Annotated in this window: 16 protein-coding genes and 1 riboswitch; of the genes, 12 read left to right on the top strand and 4 right to left on the bottom strand. The window is 72.2% G+C overall.

Annotated features, from left to right (window positions below; all coding sequences use genetic code 11):
- Positions 1-40 precede the first annotated feature (40 nt).
- From BDW27_RS22215 to BDW27_RS22200, 4 genes are all read left to right on the top strand, one after another.
- On the top strand, positions 41-1,126 hold the full coding sequence (locus tag BDW27_RS22215; protein ID WP_199560740.1) for a polyprenyl synthetase family protein: 1,086 nt from the start codon (positions 41-43) through the stop codon (positions 1,124-1,126).
- 170 nt (positions 1,127-1,296) lie between these two features.
- Positions 1,297-2,583 carry a DUF418 domain-containing protein gene (locus tag BDW27_RS22210; RefSeq protein ID WP_017546553.1) on the top strand — a complete coding sequence of 429 codons (1,287 nt, stop codon included), beginning with the start codon at positions 1,297-1,299 and terminating at the stop codon, positions 2,581-2,583.
- A gap of 68 nt (positions 2,584-2,651) precedes the next feature.
- Entirely contained in the window at positions 2,652-3,545 is an 894-nt protein-coding gene (locus BDW27_RS22205) for an SDR family oxidoreductase (RefSeq protein WP_110051502.1), read from the top strand.
- Positions 3,546-3,684: 139 nt separating this feature from the next.
- Entirely contained in the window at positions 3,685-4,656 is a 972-nt protein-coding gene (locus BDW27_RS22200) for a zinc-binding dehydrogenase (RefSeq protein ID WP_110051558.1), read from the top strand.
- Positions 4,657-5,064: 408 nt separating this feature from the next.
- Here the strand turns inward: BDW27_RS22200 and thiE are convergent, their stop codons facing one another.
- Both thiE and BDW27_RS22190 read right to left on the bottom strand, forming a co-directional pair.
- Complete coding sequence (gene thiE, locus BDW27_RS22195) at positions 5,065-5,730, bottom strand: thiamine phosphate synthase (protein ID WP_017546550.1); 666 nt, start codon at positions 5,728-5,730, stop codon at positions 5,065-5,067.
- A 67-nt stretch (positions 5,731-5,797) separates the two neighbouring features.
- Positions 5,798-6,157: an Rv2175c family DNA-binding protein gene (locus BDW27_RS22190; RefSeq protein WP_026129616.1), complete on the bottom strand. Its 360-nt coding sequence runs from the start codon at positions 6,155-6,157 to the stop codon at positions 5,798-5,800.
- Between the two features lie 119 nt (positions 6,158-6,276).
- Positions 6,277-6,387, top strand: a riboswitch (TPP riboswitch).
- Between BDW27_RS22190 and thiO the strand changes: the two genes are divergently transcribed.
- The 7 genes from thiO to thiI all read left to right on the top strand — a co-directional run bounded on the left by thiO (position 6,356) and on the right by thiI (position 14,367).
- On the top strand, positions 6,356-7,591 hold the full coding sequence (gene thiO / locus BDW27_RS22185) for a glycine oxidase ThiO (protein ID WP_158543596.1): 1,236 nt from the start codon (positions 6,356-6,358) through the stop codon (positions 7,589-7,591). (Overlaps the previous riboswitch by 32 nt.)
- A gap of 2 nt (positions 7,592-7,593) precedes the next feature.
- Positions 7,594-7,806, top strand: a complete 213-nt coding sequence (gene thiS / locus BDW27_RS22180; RefSeq protein ID WP_017546547.1) for a sulfur carrier protein ThiS — start codon at positions 7,594-7,596, stop codon at positions 7,804-7,806.
- Between the two features lie 3 nt (positions 7,807-7,809).
- Positions 7,810-8,610 (top strand): thiazole synthase, encoded by an 801-nt coding sequence (locus tag BDW27_RS22175; protein WP_017546546.1) that lies wholly within the window; start codon positions 7,810-7,812, stop codon positions 8,608-8,610.
- 376 nt (positions 8,611-8,986) lie between these two features.
- Positions 8,987-10,966 carry a Stk1 family PASTA domain-containing Ser/Thr kinase gene (gene pknB, locus BDW27_RS22170; protein ID WP_110051498.1) on the top strand — a complete coding sequence of 660 codons (1,980 nt, stop codon included), beginning with the start codon at positions 8,987-8,989 and terminating at the stop codon, positions 10,964-10,966.
- Positions 10,967-11,053: 87 nt separating this feature from the next.
- On the top strand, positions 11,054-11,719 hold the full coding sequence (locus BDW27_RS22165; protein ID WP_017546544.1) for a response regulator transcription factor: 666 nt from the start codon (positions 11,054-11,056) through the stop codon (positions 11,717-11,719).
- A 152-nt stretch (positions 11,720-11,871) separates the two neighbouring features.
- Positions 11,872-12,897 (top strand): 6-phosphofructokinase, encoded by a 1,026-nt coding sequence (locus BDW27_RS22160; protein ID WP_017546543.1) that lies wholly within the window; start codon positions 11,872-11,874, stop codon positions 12,895-12,897.
- A gap of 177 nt (positions 12,898-13,074) precedes the next feature.
- Positions 13,075-14,367, top strand: coding sequence for a tRNA uracil 4-sulfurtransferase ThiI (gene thiI, locus BDW27_RS22155; RefSeq protein ID WP_110051496.1), 1,293 nt, complete (start codon positions 13,075-13,077; stop codon positions 14,365-14,367).
- 111 nt (positions 14,368-14,478) lie between these two features.
- On the opposite strand, the gene aroF is transcribed toward thiI, so the two are convergent.
- Positions 14,479-15,525: a 3-deoxy-7-phosphoheptulonate synthase gene (gene aroF / locus BDW27_RS22150; protein WP_017546541.1), complete on the bottom strand. Its 1,047-nt coding sequence runs from the start codon at positions 15,523-15,525 to the stop codon at positions 14,479-14,481.
- Positions 15,526-15,892: 367 nt separating this feature from the next.
- Between aroF and BDW27_RS22145 the strand changes: the two genes are divergently transcribed.
- On the top strand, positions 15,893-16,531 hold the full coding sequence (locus BDW27_RS22145; RefSeq protein ID WP_199560739.1) for a molybdopterin-dependent oxidoreductase: 639 nt from the start codon (positions 15,893-15,895) through the stop codon (positions 16,529-16,531).
- A 19-nt stretch (positions 16,532-16,550) separates the two neighbouring features.
- On the opposite strand, the gene macS is transcribed toward BDW27_RS22145, so the two are convergent.
- Entirely contained in the window at positions 16,551-17,630 is a 1,080-nt protein-coding gene (gene macS / locus BDW27_RS22140; RefSeq protein ID WP_017546539.1) for a MacS family sensor histidine kinase, read from the bottom strand.
- Between the last annotated feature and the right edge of the window lie 14 nt (positions 17,631-17,644).

Below are 17,644 nucleotides of genomic sequence, written 5' to 3'. Positions count from 1 at the left end.
CGGGGCATCCTCGCGCGGACCAGCCGCTAATGTGCAGGGTATGGCCGTCTCCACAACTTCCTCAGCCACCTCAGCCGTGTCCGTCATCCGCTCCGACGTGGACCGCGAACTCTCCTCCTTCTGCGCCTCGCACCGCGAACGGCTGCTGGAGATCGGGGAGGAACTGGCCCCGGCCATGGACTCCCTGGAGGTGATGGTCTCCGCGGGCAAGCGCCTGCGTCCCACCTTCGCCTACTGGGGATGGCGCGGCGCGGGCGGCGCCCCCGGTGACGAGCGCATGGTGCGGGCCGCGGCCTCCCTGGAGTTCCTCCAGGCCTGTGCCCTGGTCCACGACGACGTGATCGACAACAGCGACACGCGGCGCGGGCGGCCGGCCACGCACAAGCGCATGGCCGGGCTGCACGCCGACCACGGCTGGAACGGTGACAGCGACGGGTTCGGCGAGGGCGCCGCGATCCTCATCGGCGACCTCTGCCTGGCCTGGTCGGACGAGATGTACCAGGGAAGCGGGTTCTCACCGGACACGCTCCAGGCCGGAAGGCCCCCCTTCGACGCGATGCGCACGGAGGTGATGGCCGGTCAGTACCTGGACACCCTGGAGCAGGTGCGGGGCACCGCCACCCGCGACGCCGCCCTGCGGGTGATGCGTTACAAGTCGGCGAAGTACACGGTGGAGCGGCCGCTGCACCTGGGCGCCGCCCTGGCCGGGCGCCACGAGGAGCTGTCCGGCGTCTACACCGACTACGGCATCCCCCTGGGCATCGCCTTCCAGCTGCGCGACGACGTGCTCGGGGTCTTCGGCGACCCGGGCACCACGGGCAAGCCCGCCGGTGACGACCTGCGCGAGGGCAAGCGCACCCTGGTTGTCGCCGAGACCCTGGCCCGGTCCGGCGCGGCCGACGCCGAGCGCTTCCGGAGCCTGCTGGGCGCGCCCGACCTCGCCGTGGAGGCGGTGGAGTGGATGTGCTCCCTGATCGAGTCCTCGGGGGCGCTGGCCGCCTGCGAGTCGATGGTCACCGAGTACGCGGACCAGGCGCTGGCCGCCTTGGAGAGCCCCGAGCTGGAGGCGTCCGCCCGCGGCCCGCTGGGCGACCTGGTGGTGGCGGCCACGCGACGCTCGCACTGATCCGCCTCGGGTGGGTCGGACCGGCCCGCCCCGGCGCCCACCCCCGAAGCCCCTAGGGGTCGACCCTGGCGTCTTCGGGGGTTTTCTCATACCCGATACCTGTTGTGGCTTATGTCCAACCCCCGGTTGAATCGAGACTCACGATACATCTCGACACCGGAGTCCTCCCCATGTCCAGACAGACCCCCGTGCTCGGTCCGACCGGTGCCACGGACCGCGCGCTGGCGCCCGATCTCGCGCGCGGCTTCATGCTGTTGTTCATCGCCCTGGCCAACACCGTCTGGTACCTGTGGGCGGCCCCGAGCGACGGCCCGACCATGCATCCCGCACCCGAGGGCGGCCTGGACTCCGTCGCCCAGTTCTTCACCATCATGGCCGTGGACATGCGCAGCTACCCGATGTTCGCGTTCCTGTTCGGCTACGGGATGATGCAGCTGGCCCGTCGCCAGGAGGCGGCCGGCGCCGACGTGAGGAGCGTCAACGCCCTGCTGCGCCGCCGCAACCTGTGGCTGGTCGTCTTCGGCTTCGTCCACGCCCTGCTGTTGTGGATGGGTGACATCCTGGGCGCCTACGGCGTGGCCGGGCTCGTCCTGGGCTGGTTGTTCTTCCGGCGCAAGGACGTGACCCTGATCGTGTGGGGCGCCGTGCTGACCGCGCTGATGACGTTGGGCAGCGCGCTCAGCCTGCTGGCCCTGCCGTTCGTCAGCGAGTCCGACGGCGGCGCGGGCGGCTTCGACATCAGCGAGATGGCCGGCAACATCGGTGACCCGTCCATCGCCTCCGCCGCTGTGGACCGGGTGGCGAACTGGCCTCTGGTCAGCGTCGGCCAGGGCCTGCTGGGTCTGGTCGTGCCCACCGCGATCCTGCTCGGCTTCTGGGCCGCGCGCCGCCGGTTCCTGGAGGAGCCCGGTCAGAACCTGCGGACCCTGCGCCGGGTGGCTGTCGTCGGCATCGCCGTCGGCTGGATCGGCGGCCTTCCCGAGGCCCTGAACCAGGTCGGCGTCTGGGACCTGAACGCCGACCAGGGCCTCATGCTCTCCTTCCCGCACATGCTGACCGGACTCTTCGGCGGCCTGGGGTACGTCGCGCTGATCGCCCTGGTCGCTCACCGCCTCCAGGAGCGGGGCCGGACCGGCGGGGTCGTGGTGACCGCCCTGACCGCCACCGGCAGGCGCTCCCTCAGCGCCTACCTGGCGCAGTCCGTCCTGTGCGCGCCGGTCCTGGCCGCGTGGGGCCTGGGCCTGGCCGCCTACCTGACGTCGTGGACGATGTTCCTGTACGCGGTCGCGGTGTGGCTGGTCACGGTGGCGGGCGCCTACGCCATGGAGCGCGCCGGTCGTCGCGGTCCGGCCGAGGTGCTGCTGCGCAAGCTGTCCTACCGGCGTTCGACGAAGGCGGCCGCGGAGCCCTCCGGACCGCCCCGGGCGGACGAGCACCAAGAGCGCACCAGCGCCTGACCGGGGGGCGCAAAAAGGGGCGTGCCGGTCAGCGACCGGTGGACACTCGTACCCCAGGATGGGTTTTCATGGGCGACGATCACATGACAAACCACACCATAGGGGTGACTGGGGCCACCGGTGCGCTGGGCGGGCGTGTGGCCGCCCGGATCGCGCGGCTCGGACTGGCTCAGCGCCTCATCGTGCGCGACATCAACCGGGCCCCGGAGTACCCGGAGAGCAGCGCGGCGATGGCGGTCTACGAGGACACCGCCGCCTTCGAGAAGGCCTGCCGTGGCGTGGACACGCTCTTCCTGGTCTCGGCGACGGAGTCCGAGAACCGGGTGGAGGCCCATCTGAGCGCCGTGGACGGGGCGGTCCGCGCCGGTGTGTCGCGGATCGTGTACCTGTCGTTCCTGGGCGCGGGCCCGGCGTCCACGTTCACGTTCGCCCGCACGCACTTCTACACGGAGGCGCACATCCGGTCGACGGGTGTGTCCCACACGTTCCTGAGACCCAGCCTGTACCTGGACCTGCTGCCCCGTTGGGTGGACGAGGAGGGCGTGGTGCGCGGCCCGGCCGGCGAGGGCCGGGTCGCGTGGGTCTCGCGCGACGACGTGGCGGACGTGGCCGCGGCCGTGCTGACCGATCCGGTGGTGGTGGCGGCCTCGGCGGAGAGGACACACGACGTGACCGGGCCGGAGTCGCTGTCAGTGGGCGCCACCGTGGAGAAGCTGGGCCGGTTGACCGGACGCAGTGTGCGGTACGTGCCCGAGACCTGGGAGGAGGCCCTGGAGTCACGCCGTCCGAGCGGGGCCGCGGAGTGGCAGATCGAGGGCTGGGCCTCCTCGTACGCGGCGATCGCCGCCGGGGAGCTCGACGTGGTCTCGCCCGTCGTGCCCGACCTGACCGGGCACCCGGCGCAGTCCATCGAGGGGTTCCTGCGCCGCCATCCGAGCGCCCTCGCCCACGTCGGGGTCTGACCGGCCCCTCCCCCGCCACCGCCGTGCCCCGGGCGCGGCGGTTCCCCCTTGTCCGGAGAGGCGGCCCTTGACCTCAACATTCATTGAGGTACCAGTCTTGGCTCCGGGGACACTCCCCCGAGGAAGGAGAGTGGTGGAGATGCGCGCGGTACGAGTGGACGAGTTCGGTGGGCCGGAGGTCCTGGTGACGCGGGAGTTGCCCGACCCCGAACCCGGCCCCGGCGAGGTGCTGGTCGAGGTCGGGGCGGCCAACGTGATCTACCTCGACACCCTGATCCGCAGCGGCGCCGCACAGGGCCACTTCCCCCAGACCCCGCCCTATGTACCCGGGGGCAGCGTGGTGGGCCGGGTCGCCTCGGTCGGCCCCGGCGCCGACCCCGCCTGGACCGGCGCGCCGGTCCTCACCCGCACGGACGACGGCGGGTACGCCGACCGCGTGACGGTCCCGGCCGAGGGGCTGCTCCGGGTGCCCGAGGAGCTGCGCCCCCTCGATGCCCTGGCCCTCATGGTCGACGGTGCGACCGCGATGATGCTGGAGCGGGCCGCCCGCTTCACTCCGGACACCTGGGTCCTGGTCCTGGCCGCCACCGGTGGCGCGGGCAGCCTGGTCGTGCAGCTCGCCGGGCTCGCGGGGGCCAGAGTGGTCGGCGCGGCCCGGGGCGCGGAGAAGCTGGAGCTGGCCCGGTCCCTCGGAGCGGAGGAGGTCGTGGACTACTCGCGGCCGGACTGGCTGGACCGGGTACGCCGGATCACCGGCGGCGCCGGGGCCTCCGTGGTGGTCGACGGGGCCGGCGGCGAGCTGGGATCGGCCTCCTTCGGGGCGGTGGCCGACGGCGGCCGGTTCCTCAGCTACGGCACGGCCGGAGGCTCGTTCGCCGAGGTGGACACGGCCGAGGCCGAGCGGCGCGGGATCACCGCCCTGGGCCTGAACGAGATGCGGGCGCGGCCGGGAACGGACCGGAGCGACCTCACGCGGCTCGCACTGGAGGAGGCGCGGGCCGGACACCTGCGGCCGCACGTGGGGCTGATCCTGCCGCTGGAGCGGGCCGCCGAGGCGCACGCTGCTCTGGAGGGGCGCCGTGTCCTGGGGAAGGTGCTCCTGGTCCCCTGAGTCGTGCTGACCGGATCATTAGTCCCACCCGCCGCCCGCCGCCAACCTCGACGGACGCCTGCGGCGCGGTGTCCTCGCGTCACCAACAGGATGCGGCTGTGCGCCGATGAAGCTCGGACAGCCACCCGGTCGGGTCACACCGTGCGCCACCGCGGAGCCCACGTGGCAGCGCACAGCAGAAGAGACGGCCACTCACATCGGCCCTTCTTCTGGATCGATCCGCCCCGACGTCGCCCGCCACCGCCCCTACGAACTCCTACGGCGCTGGCGGCCAGGCCGCCGTCGGCGAAGGCACCCGAGAACCACGCCCTGGACCCGTGCGGTCGCCGTACTCGAAGACGCCCCTGGGAGGGGCGGGCATGGAGCGGCCCCGGTCCCGTGCGGGATCCCGGGGCCATCGGAGTTCATTCAGGCGAGTCGAGCGGTGAGCTTGGCCCTGAGCGCGCTGGCCGCGGCTCGCGGGTCCTCGGCCTCGGTGACGGCGCGCACCACGACCACGCGGGTGGCTCCGGCGTCCAGCACCCGGTCCACGTTCTCCAGGTCGATGCCGCCGATCGCGAACCAGGGCCGGTCGGTGCCCAGCGCGGCCGCGCGTTCCACCAGTTCGAGCCCGGCCGCCGGGCGTCCCGGCTTGGTCGGGGTCGCCCAGGTCGGGCCCACGCAGAAGTAGTCGCTCCCGGGTTCCTCCGCCGATCGCGCGGCGGCCTCGGGGTCGTTGTTGGAACGGCCGACCAGGGGGTCGGCGCCGATGACGTCGCGGGCCAGGGGCACCGGCAGGTCGCGCTGGCCCAGGTGCAGGACGTCGGCGCGCACCGCGCGGGCGATGTCGGCGCGGTCGTTCACGGCGAGCAGGGCTCCGTGGCGTTCGCACGCCTCCCTCAGAACCTCCAGGGCGGCCAGTTCCTCGCGCGCCTCCAGCCCCTTGTCCCGGAGCTGGATGATGTCCACGCCCCCGGACAGGGCGGCGTCCGCGAACTCCGCGAGATCACCGCTCTCGGTCCGGGCGTCGGTGCACAGGTACAGAAGGGATGCGTCCAGGCGCTCGCGCAGGCTGGTTCCGTGACTCGTCCTCACGCGCCCCACCATAACCAACGGCCCGGGAGACGTCACCGCGGTGGTGCGTCCCCGGGCCGTGGACGGCTCAGAAGGCCATGCCCTGCGCCCGGCGTCGGACCTCGGTGCCCCGGTTCTCGCGCATGGCCTGGATCGGTGTGCCCGGCAGGGTGTCGTCCGGGGTGAACAGCCAACGCAGGGCCTCCCCGGTGGAGAATCCGGCGTCGGTCAGCAGCACGATGGTGCCCGGCAGGCCCTTGACCAGGTCCTGACCGTCCAGGAAGGCGGCGGGGATGGAGAGCTCCCCACCGCGCACCACGCCCATCAGGCGGTTCTCGCGGATGAGGGTCTTGATGCGGTTGGGGCTCACGCCCAGCGGGGCGGCCGCCTCACGCAGGGTCAGCCATTCGCCGACGAGTTCGTCGAGTTCACGATCGCTTTGTGTCACCTCACCAATCTGCCACACCCGACCGGGCCTCGGAGACCATCGCGCCGCCTGAGGACACCCTGCCTGGGAGATCCCCGCCACGGCCGGTCCGGACGCGTTGTCCTAGGATGGGGCCCAGAGACATGTCCCGCGGGAGCCGGGTGGACCCGGCTGAGAGGGAGGCTCGCGGCCTCCGACCGCACGAACCTGATCCGGGTCATACCGGCGAAGGGAGTGGAACACGGCGCCGTGCGCACCAACGACGTTCCCCCACAGAAGACGATTCATCCCACCAATACCGTGGTCGTGATCGGCGGCGGGGTCGTCGGCCGGGTCACCGCCTGGCGGGCCGCCCAGCGCGGCCTCGCCGTCACCCTGGTCGAACCCGACCCCGTCACCGAACCCTCCACCGCGCGCGCCTCCTCGACCGTCGCCGCGGGCATGCTCACCCCCGCCACGGAGGCGGCCTTCGGTGAGGAGGAGCTGATGGAGCTCGGGGTGCGCTCCGCGCGCCTGTACGACGGCTTCGTCGCCGAACTGGAGGAGGCCAGCGGGGTCGACGTCGGCCACCGCCGTACCGGCACCCTCCTGGTGGCCTTCGACCGCGACGACCTGGCCGTCCTCACTGACCTGCACGCCCTCCAGGAACGCCTGGGCATCCCCACCCGACGGCTGACCAGCCGCGAGTGCCGCCGACTCGAACCGACGCTCGCGCCCGGCGTGCGCGGCGGGGTGCTGGCCCCCGAGGACCACTCCGTGAACCCGCGCGCCCTGCTCCTGGCCCTGGCCCTGGCCGGGGAACGTGCGGGCGTGCGCGAGTTCTCCGGGTACGCGGAGGAGGTCACCTCCCCGGGCCCCGGCGGGTCGCGACTGGGCGTGCGCCTGGCCGACGGCACCGCTCTGCCCGCCGACCAGGTGGTGCTGGCCGCCGGGTGCTGGGGCGAGAGGGTCCGGGTGCCCGAACCCGTGGTGCCGCCGCTGCGCCCGGTCAAGGGACAGCTGCTGCGCGCCCGGGTGCCCTCCGGGGAACCGCCGCTGGTCACCCGTACCGTGCGCGGCCTGGTGCGCGGGTTCCCCGTCTACCTGGTCCCGCGCGCGGACGGCGAGGTGATCGTCGGCGCCACCCAGGAGGAACTGGGCCACGACACCTCCCTGACGGTGGGCGGGCTCTGGCAGGTCCTGCGGGACGCGCGCGAACTCGTCCCGGGGGTGAGCGAGCTGGAGGTCGTCGAGACCTGTGTGGGACTGCGGCCGGGCTCGCCCGACAACGAACCCCTCCTGGGCCCGACCCGGGTCCCGGGACTTCACCTGGCCGCCGGTCACTTCCGGCACGGGGTCCTGCTGGCCCCTGTGACGGGGGAGGTCATGGCCGAGGCCCTCACCACCGGCGCGCTGCCCCCGTACGCGCGTCGGTTCGCAGCCAGCAGATGGACGCGTGAGCAGACGTGGGAGTAGCAGTGGAACTGATCATCAACGGACAGGCCCAGGAGAGCGCGGCGACCACCGTGGACGGGGTCGTGCGCGCACTCACCGACGCCGGGGACGGCGCCGTCCCCGGGGGGATCGCCGTCGCGGTCAACGACGAGGTGGTGCGCCGCACCGCCTGGACGGACACCGCGCTCTCCGCGGGCGACCGCGTGGACGTCCTCACCGCCGTACAGGGAGGCTGAACCATGACACAGACGCACGAGTCCGTGACCGTCGCGGAACGCGCCCTGGAGGACCCGCTCGTCATCGCGGGGGTCTCCTTCGGCTCCCGCCTCATCACCGGCACCGGCGGGGCACCCTCCCTGGAGGTTCTGGAGGAGGCGCTCCTGGCGTCGGGGACCGAACTCACCACCGTGGCGATGCGCCGGATCAGCCCGGGCACCCAGGGGTCGGTGTGGGACGTCCTGGACCGCAACGGCATCCGTCCGCTGCCCAACACCGCCGGGTGCTTCACCGCCGTGGACGCCGTGCGCACGGCGAGGCTCGGCCGCGAGGCGCTGGGCACCGACTGGGTGAAGCTGGAGGTGGTCGCCGACGAGCACACCCTCCTGCCCGACCCGGTGGAGCTCCTGGACGCCGCGGAGGCGCTGGTCGACGACGGTTTCACCGTGCTGCCCTACACCAACGACGACCCGGTGCTGGCGCGCCGTCTGGAGCAGCTGGGCTGCGCCGCCGTGATGCCGCTCGCCGCGCCGATCGGTTCCGGCCTGGGCATCCGCAACCCGCACAACCTGGAGCTGATCGTCGAGCAGGCCGACGTCCCGGTGATCGTGGACGCGGGCATCGGCACGGCCAGTGATGCCGCCCTGGCGATGGAACTGGGCTGTGACGCGGTGTTGTTGGCCACGGCCGTGACCCGCGCGCAGGAGCCGGTGCGGATGGCCACGGCGATGCGCGACGCCGTGCGCGCCGGACGCGGCGCCCGGCTGGCCGGGCGCATCCCGGTCCGCCGCCACGCCAGGGCGTCCAGCCCCGACGTGGTCTGAGCGCCCCGGGAGGGACACCCCGCGGTGGGGGCCGGGAGTCCGGGGGCGGGGCCGCCGCCTGCACTGACACACCCGCCAGGACGTTGGGTCACGACACGCAAACACACCGTGACCACCGGGTTTGGAGCCGTCCCCTACCGTGGGAGGGGTGTGCGTGCCGCGCGACGGCACCGCACCCACAGACCGCCCAGGCGCGAACGCCCCGAACCGACTCCGGTCGGCTCCACGACGGTGGACACGAGGGCCGCCGCGACCGTGAACCGCGGGGCAAACCTGACACCGGCTTCCGCTATCGTGTCGGATCGACACCAGGTGTCGGGTACGCGCCACCGGCAGCGAACGCCCGCGCTCCCCGCAGCAAGGACACAATCCCGCCGTGGACATGACGACTTCCGACCCGCTTGTAGGCGCGACGCTGGACCGTCGCTACTTCGTCGAGTCAAGGATCGCCGGTGGCGGCATGGCGACGGTCTACGTCGCCCACGACCTGAGGCTGGACCGACGGCTGGCACTCAAGGTCATGCACCCCTCCCTGGCCCAGGACCCGACCTTCGTCCAGCGCTTCATCAACGAGGCCCACTCGGTCGCCAAGCTCTCGCACCCCAACGTCGTGCAGGTCTTCGACCAGGGTGAGGACCAGGGGCACGTCTTCCTGGCCATGGAGTACGTCCCGGGCCAGACCCTGCGCGACCTCCTCAAGGAGCACGGGCGACTGGCCCCGAAGCAGGCCCTGAACTTCATGGCCTCGGTGCTGGCCGCGCTCGGCGCCGCCCACCAGGCCGGCATGGTGCACCGCGACGTCAAGCCCGAGAACGTCCTCATCAGCAAGGACGGCCGGGTCAAGGTGGCCGACTTCGGTCTGGCCCGCGCGGTGGAGCAGTCCAACCAGGGGCTGACCCGCACCGGCACGCTCATGGGCACCGCCGCCTACCTGGCGCCCGAGCAGATCGAGAAGGGCACGGCCGACGCGCGCAGCGACGTCTACGCGGCCGGCATCATGCTCTACGAACTGCTCACCGGCGGCCAGCCGCACACCGGTGAGACGCCGATCGCGATCGCCTACCAGCACGTGACCGAGGACGTCCCGCGCCCCTCGCACTTCCTGCCGAACCTGCCGCCCGAGGTCGACGGCCTGGTCACCAAGGCCACCGAGCGCGACCCCCGGTACCGTCCGAGCAACGCGGGCCAGTACCTGGCCAAGGTCCTGGAGGTCCTGCGCACCCTGCCGGACACCGTCTCGGGCTCGGCCGCGCCGTTGGCCCCCGTGGCACCGCAGGCCAACTCGGCCGCCACCATGACCGCGCCCCAGCTGATCGCGGGCGGCGCGGGTCCGGGCACCGAGAACGCCACCATGGTCGTGGACATGAACGGCGCCGACCTGGGTCGGGACGACTACGACGACGACGGTTACGACGACTACCCCGCGAGGGGCGGGTCGTGGTTCTCGCGCAACCGCCTCCTGGTGGTCGGGGCGCTCGTGACGGCCCTGGTCGTGGGGGTGGCGGGCTGGTGGTTCCTGCTCGGCCGCTACGAGTCCGTCCCCGACGTGATCGGGCTGTCCCCCGAGGCCGCCAGCGAGCAGATCCGCGCCGCCGGACTGGTGGTCGATCTCTCCGACGACACGGTGTACAGCGACGACGCGGCGGCCGGTGAGGTCGGCGACACCGACCCGGAGGTGGACGACCGCCTCTCCCCCGGTGACACGGTGACGGTGTTCCTGTCCAAGGGCCCGCAGAACGTGTCCATGCCCGACCTCGTGGGTGACGACGTCGCCAACGCGCTCAAGGCGATGGAGGACCTCGGCTTCGATGACGAGAGCGTTGTCCAGGAGGAGCAGGACTCCCCCGACAACGCCCCCGGCGAGGTGCTGGCCACCAGTCCCGAGGCCGGGGAGGACGCGGACCGGGAGGGGACGGTGACCATCACCGTCAGCAGCGGGATCCCCGTTCCGAGCCTGGCCGGGGAGAAGCGCGAGGACGCCGAGAAGACCCTCAGCGACCTCGGTCTGACGGCCGAGATCGTGGAGGAGGAGAGCGAGAGCATCGACAAGGGTCTGGTGATCAGCCAGTCCCCCGACACCGGCACCAACGTCGGCCCCGGGGCCAGCGTGACGCTGACCGTCTCCAGCGGCCCGCCCGAGGTCGACATCCCGGACGTGGTCGGCGACTCCGTCCGCGACGCCCGCAAGGAGCTGGAGGAGGCCGGGTTCGAGGTCGAGGTCGAGCGGATCTTCGGCGGCCGCGTGGTGGCGCACCAGTCGCACACCGGCACCGCTCCCGAGGGCACCAAGATCAAGCTCACCGCCACCCCCGGCGGGATCGACCTGGGCGACCTCGACGAGGACGACGACGACTGACCCGGTGCCCGTGCCCCGCACGGACCGGAGCGACCGCCGCCCCCTTCCCCTGTCCGGGAAGGGGGCGGCAGTACTAGGGTCGGCCGCATGAGCGGTGACGAGATCCGGGTGATGGTCGTGGACGACCACCCCATGTGGCGTGACGCGGTGGCGCGGGACCTGGCCGAGGCCGGGCTCCGGGTGGTGGGGACGGCGGGCGACGGCGCCAAGGCCCTGCGGATCGCCCCGGCGGTCCGGCCCACCCTCGCGGTGGTGGACCTGCACCTGCCCGACACCAACGGGGTGGAGCTGACCGCGGCGCTGGTGGCGCTGCCCGAGCCCCCACGGGTGCTGGTGCTGTCGGCCAGCGGCGAGAGCGACGACGTGCTCGCGGCGGTCAAGGCGGGTGCCACCGGCTACCTCGTGAAGTCGGCCGGGCGCGAGGAGCTCCTCGACGCCGTCCGCCGGGTGCACACCGGCGAGGCGGTCTACACACCGGGGCTGGCCGGACTGGTGCTCGGCGAGTACCGGCGGTTGTCGGCCGAGGACGACAGCTCCGCCGACAGCCGGGAGCGGGCACCCGAGCTGACGCCCCGGGAGACCGAGGTGCTGCGGCTGGTGGCCAAGGGACTGGCCTACAAGCAGATCGCCCGCCGCCTCACCATCTCCCACCGCACGGTCCAGAACCATGTCCAGAACACCCTGACCAAGCTGCACCTGCACAACCGGGTGGAGCTGGTGCGCTACGCCATCGACCGGGGCCTGGACGAATGACCCCGTGACGCCTCCCCCCGACGGCGGCCGTAACGCGAGGTTTCGGATGGCGTTCTCCAGGCGGGGTTGGCCCGGACTCCCCCCGCCCACTATGGTCTAGACCATAGGGCGCCCAGCGCCTGGAACACCCACCAACGTCGAGGAGAAGTCGTATGCGAGTCGGGGTGCTGACCGGCGGTGGAGACTGCCCTGGTCTGAACGCGGTCATCCGCGCCGTGGTCCGTAAGGGCATCAAGGACTACGGATACGAGTTCGTCGGCTTCCGGGACGGCTGGCGCGGCCCCCTGGAGGGCGACACCATGCCCCTGGACGTCTCCGCGGTGCGCGGCATCCTCCCCCGGGGCGGCACGATCCTGGGCTCCTCCCGCACCAACCTCATGAAGATCGAGGGCGGCGTCGAGCGGGTCAAGGACAACATGGCCGGGCTCGGCGTGGACGCGCTGGTGGCCATCGGCGGCGAGGACACCCTGGGCGTCGCCCGCCAGCTGCACGACCGCGGCGTCAACGTGGTGGGCGTGCCCAAGACCATCGACAACGACCTCAACGCCACGGACTACACGTTCGGGTTCGACACGGCGGTCAACATCGCCATGGAGGCGATCGACCGCCTGCACACCACGGCGGAGTCGCACCACCGCGCCCTGGTCGTGGAGGTCATGGGCCGCCACGCCGGATGGATCGCCCTGCACTCGGGCATGGCCGCGGGCGCCAACGTCATCCTCATCCCCGAGCGCCCCTTCGACATGGACGTGGTCGTCAAGCACGTCGAGAGCCGTTTCGAGACCCAGTACGCGCCCATCATCGTGGTCGCGGAGGGCGCCCACGCCAAGGAGGGGCAGCTGGAGCTGGCCACCGGCGAGACGGACGCCTTCGGCCACGTGCGCCTGGGCGGGATCGGCCAGACGCTCGCCGAGGAGATCGAGCGGCGCACCGGCAAGGAGGCCCGTTCGGTCGTGCTGGGCCACGTCCAGCGCGGCGGCACCCCCACCGCCTTCGACCGGGTGCTCGCCACCCGCCTGGGCGTGAACGCCATCGAGGCCGTGCACGACAAGTCCTTCGGCAAGATGGTCGGCCTCCAGGGCACCGACATCGTGCGGGTCGACCTGGCCGAGGCCACCGACACCCTCAAGACCGTGCCCGCGGAGCGCTACGAGGAGGCCGAGGTCTTCTTCGGCTAGGGCGTGACCGTGGCGTGTGCCGGGCTCCTCCCACGTCAGGGAGGGGCCCGGCCGTGTCCGGGGTCTCACCCGGATGCCGTGTGCACCGGGAATGGACCGAGCGGTCCGGGGATTGTTCGATACTGGAAGGCATCGTTCCACCGCCCACCCCAGGTATCACCCTCCGGAGGTAGCACCATGTCCGCGTCGCTTGAGTCCGCGCCGCTCCCCGTAACCGAGGTCGGAGCCGACGCCGGGCTCGGCGAGCTCTGCGTGCTCATGAAGCTCGGCGAGATCGTTCTCAAGGGCTCCAACCGCAAGCTGTTCGAGCGCCGCCTGCACAACAACATCCGCTCCTCCGTGCGAGACCTGGGCGACATCCGCCTCTCCCAGCGCGGCGCGGGCGTGATCATCGTGCGCAAGCCCGGCTCCTCCGACCTGGAGATCGCGGAGATCGCCGACCGTATGGCCAACGTCATGGGCGTGGTCTGGGTGCACCTGGTGCGCCGCGTGGCCAAGGACCTGGACGCCATCGTCGACATCGGTGTGCGCTCCATGGCGGGCCGCGAGGGCACCTTCGCGGTGCGCGCCCGTCGCCGCGACAAGCGCTTCGAGATGAACTCCGGCGACCTGGCTGGATACCTCGGGTCCCGGATCATCGAGGCGCACGGCTACAAGGTGAACCTGAAGCGGCCCGACAACACCCTGTACGTCGAGGTCGACAAGGACGAGGCGTTCGTCTTCACCGACGGCATCCCCGGTCAGGGCGGTCTGCCCGCCGGGATGAGCGGGCGCGGCCTCGTGCTGATGTCCGGCGGCATCGACTCCCCCGTCGCCGCGCACCGGATGATCCGGCGCGGGCTCAAGGTGGACTTCCTGCACTTCTCCGGGATGCCCTTCACCGGCCCCGAGTCCATCTACAAGGCCTACAGCCTGGTCCGCCAGCTGGACCGCTACCAGGTGGGTTCGCGCCTGTTCGTGGTGCCGTTCGGCAAGGCCCAGCAGCAGCTGAAGAGCTCCGGCATCGAGCGGCTCCAGATCGTGGCCCAGCGGCGGCTGATGCTCAAGACCGCCGAGGCACTGGCCGACGACCTCAAGGCGGAGTGCCTGATCACGGGTGACGCGTTGGGCCAGGTCTCCAGCCAGACGATGACCAACCTGACCGCCCTGGACGACGCGGTCGACCTGCCGATCCTGCGGCCGCTCATCGGCATGGACAAGACCGAGATCATGGACCAGGCCCGCCGGATCGGGACGCTGGCCATCTCGGAGCTGCCCGACGAGGACTGCTGCACGATGCTCACTCCGCGCCAGGTCGAGACCGCGGCGAAGATCGGCGACCTGCGCCAGATCGAGAAGCGCCTGGACGCTGAGGAGCTGGCCGAGCACCTGGTGACCACCGCGCAGTTGCACCGCCCCAGCTTCCTGGGAGAGGCCGCGCCCACCCAGGTGGCCCCCTCCGCCGCCAAGGCCGTCACCCCGGCCGTGTAGGACGGGCGGGCCCGCTCCGGGCCCGTGGACGGTACCGTGCCCCGGACGCTCGTGAGCGTCCGGGGCACCGTCGTGTCACCCCCGGGCGGCCGGGGCCTCAGAAACCGGCGTTCACCTGTCGGCGAGCTCGCGCGCGGGCGCAGGGGTGAGGGTGCGGCCGCTCAGGGTGGCCAGGGTGCCCGCCAGGTCGCGGAGCTGGGGCAGGTCCTCCTCCAGCAGCGCCTGCGGACCGTCGCACAGCGCGGTCTCCGGGCTCGGGTGCACGTCCACGATCACGCCGTCGGCGCCGATCGCGATGGCCGCGCGGGAGAGCGGGAGGACCAGGTCGCGCTTGCCGCCGGAGTGCGACGGGTCGACGATCACCGGAAGGTGGGTCAGACCCTGCGCGACCGGAACGGCGCTGATGTCCAGGGTGTTGCGGGTGGCCTTCTCGAAGGTGCGGATGCCGCGCTCGCACAGGACGATGTCGAGGTTGCCGCGCTGGGCGATGTACTCGGCGGCCATCAACCACTCCTCGATGGTGGCGCTCATGCCGCGCTTGAGCAGGACCGGCTTCCCGGCGTCACCGACCGCCTGGAGGAGGGCGAAGTTCTGCATGTTGCGGGTGCCGACCTGGAGCATGTCCGCGTAGGAGGCGACCAGCGGGACGTCCGCGGCGTCCACGACCTCGGTGACGATGGGCATTCCGGTCTTCTCGCGTACGTCGGCGAGGATCTTCAGGCCCTCCTCACCCAGTCCCTGGAAGGCGTACGGGGAGGTGCGGGGCTTGTAGGCGCCGCCGCGCAGGAGGGCCGCACCGGCGGCCTTGGCCATGAGGGCCGCTTCGAGGGTCTGCTCGGGGGTCTCGACGGCGCAGGGGCCCGCGATGACGGTCATGTTGTCGCCGCCGATCGGGACACCGCGGACGCTGACCACGGTGCGGCTGTCGTGGTTCTCGCGGCTGACGAGCTTGTACGGCGCCGAGATGCGCAGCACCTCGCTCACCCCGGGCTTGGCGGCCAGGCCGAGGTCCTGGAAGCGCTCGACGTTGCCGACCAGACCGATGATGGTGCGGCTGACGCCGCGTGTCACGTACGCCTCGCCTCCGGCGGAGGTGACCAGCTCGACGAGGGCTTCGATGTTGTCGGAGGTGGCGCCCGGCGCCATAACGATGACCATGTGGTTTTCCCTGTGTGTCGGTTGGGTGGCTGAGCCGCGCGGTTGTCGCGCCGAGGCCGGGGGCTTCGACCCCGGGCGAAAACAAAGGAGCCCCGGGCCGTTACCGGCCCGGGGCTCCTGGGAAGTCGTCTGTGTCAGCGCAGCGCTTTACAGGCGACCGGGGAGATGGGCCGGTAGCCATAAAAGCGCCAAAAGTTCTGCTGCATGGCAGTGACTATAGCGCAAGGTGAGCACTCCCCCACACGACCGGGGGGAGTGACGTGGCTCTCGCCGGCGCCTGGCAGGATGACAGGACGCCGTCGTCCACCCCTGCGCGGGGGGACGTACCAGGGCCCGCGGGGCCGGATCGAAGGGACGGGAGGACGGGTTGTCCGAGGGCGAGGAGGCCGGGGGCACGGGCGCGGAACAGCGACCGCGCCTGCCGCCGGGCCAGGCGGTGCGCCACGAGCACAGGCCCCTGTACTACGGCAGGGTGCCCACCTTCCGCCCGGAGCGGTGGGACTTCCGGGTGTTCGGCGCGACCGAGTCCCTGGGCACCTACCGGTGGACCTGGCAGGAGTTCGGCGGTCTGCCCCGCACGGACGTGGTCCGCGACTTCCACTGCGTCATGCGGTTCACCGTGCCCGGGGTCCCCTGGGGAGGGCTCCTCGCGACCGACCTCGTCCGGCTGGCCCCGCCGTCGCCTGAGGTCACGCACGTGATGGCGTGGGGCGAGTACGGCTACAGCGCCAATCTGCGGGTGGACGACTTCCTCGACGACGGAGTGCTGCTCGCCACGCACCGCGACGGTGTGGCGCTGGCCCCCGAACACGGTTTCCCCGTGCGCCTGGTGGTACCGCACCTGTACGGCTGGAAGAGCGTGAAGTGGCTGCGGTCCGTGGAGTACATGGTGGGTGACCGGCGGGGGTTCTGGGAGGAGCGCGGCTACCACAACAGGGCCGACCCCTGGAACGAGGAGCGCTTCTCCCACCAGGAGGAACCCGGGGACGGGCCCCCGCTGCGCTGACGCCGTGCCCGCCCGGGGCTCAGGCGCGTGGGACGGACATCTCGATCTCGGTGCCCTCACCGGGCTCCGAGAACAGCTCGGTGGTGCCGCCCAGGTCACGGACCCGGCCGACGACCGACTGGGCGACACCGAGGCGGCCGTCCGCTCGGGCCCGCTCCAGACGCCCGGGCTCGATGCCGGGGCCGTCGTCGCGCACGGTCACGGTGACCGCGTGCTCCTCGTCCTCCAGCAGGACCCACACCCGGGTCCCGGGCGGGCAGTGCCGTTCCACGTTGTCCAGCGCGGCGGCCACGGCGGCGGCGAGTTCGGCGGCGGTGTCTCCCGGCAGGAGCACCGGGGTGGCCGGGGCCGACACCGAGACCAGCACGGTCTCCAGACGGCGCAGCGCCTCTCTGAGGTCCGCCGGAGAGTCCGGGGCGGCCTCGGCACCGGGTTCGGTGGGCACCGACGCCGACGCGTCGAGGCCGTCGGTGAGCAGGGACCGCAGCCGCACCTCCTGCTCCCCGGCCATCCGGCCCAGTTCGGCGGCCTGGCCGCCGATCTCGTCGCCGCGACGGCGCACCAGGGACAGGACCTGGAGGACCGAGTCGTGGATGGAGCGGGCCAGCTGCTCGCGTTCGCGGATGCGCGCCTCCAGGGTCACCGCCTGGGCGAAGCGCCGCTCGGCCTGCTCGGCGACCCGCGCCATGTAGCCGACGGCCAGGCAGGCCAGCAGCAGGAGTGCCACCCCGCGCACGGTGGCCGCGGTGATCTTGGCGTCCATCAGCACACGCAGGGTGATGTCGGCGAAGCCGTAGGCCAGCGCGACCGTGGCGGCGCCGCGGCGGCCCCAGATGACGCTGGCCGACAGCGCGGCCCCGGCGAACCAGTATGAGCTCAGCGGGGGCGCCTGGGTGAGGTAGTGGGGGGTGGCCGCCAGACCGGTGGCGAACATGCAGCCGAAGGCCACGGCGAGGTCGGCGACCAGCAGGCGCGAGGTCCGCCAGGCCGGGTGGGCGTAGGCGTAGGTCGTCACCACGGTCCAGCAGGCCATGGCGACCAGCACCGCCCAGGCGAGCCAGGGCCGGGTCAGGTACTCGTGGTGCTGGGCGAGCGGCACGAGGGCGTAGACCA

The sequence above is a fragment of the Nocardiopsis sp. L17-MgMaSL7 genome, assembly GCF_003182025.1.
Classification (GTDB): domain Bacteria; phylum Actinomycetota; class Actinomycetes; order Streptosporangiales; family Streptosporangiaceae; genus Nocardiopsis; species Nocardiopsis prasina.
Note: the sequence above shows the minus strand (reverse complement) of the source record. Positions and strands in the feature narration are given on the sequence as shown.

What these genes read in the sequence shown, in the direction of transcription:
- BDW27_RS22215 (WP_199560740.1), top strand. Translation starts at nt 41, where the DNA reads ATGGCCGTCTCCACAACTTCCTCAGCCACCTCAGCCGTGTCCGTCATC.
- BDW27_RS22210 (WP_017546553.1), top strand. Translation starts at nt 1,297, where the DNA reads ATGTCCAGACAGACCCCCGTGCTCGGTCCGACCGGTGCCACGGACCGC.
- BDW27_RS22205 (WP_110051502.1), top strand. Translation starts at nt 2,652, where the DNA reads ATGGGCGACGATCACATGACAAACCACACCATAGGGGTGACTGGGGCC.
- BDW27_RS22200 (WP_110051558.1), top strand. Translation starts at nt 3,685, where the DNA reads ATGCGCGCGGTACGAGTGGACGAGTTCGGTGGGCCGGAGGTCCTGGTG.
- BDW27_RS22175 (WP_017546546.1), top strand. Translation starts at nt 7,810, where the DNA reads ATGACACAGACGCACGAGTCCGTGACCGTCGCGGAACGCGCCCTGGAG.
- BDW27_RS22165 (WP_017546544.1), top strand. Translation starts at nt 11,054, where the DNA reads ATGAGCGGTGACGAGATCCGGGTGATGGTCGTGGACGACCACCCCATG.
- BDW27_RS22160 (WP_017546543.1), top strand. Translation starts at nt 11,872, where the DNA reads ATGCGAGTCGGGGTGCTGACCGGCGGTGGAGACTGCCCTGGTCTGAAC.
- thiI (WP_110051496.1), top strand. Translation starts at nt 13,075, where the DNA reads ATGTCCGCGTCGCTTGAGTCCGCGCCGCTCCCCGTAACCGAGGTCGGA.
- aroF (WP_017546541.1), bottom strand. Translation starts at nt 15,525, where the DNA reads ATGGTCATCGTTATGGCGCCGGGCGCCACCTCCGACAACATCGAAGCC.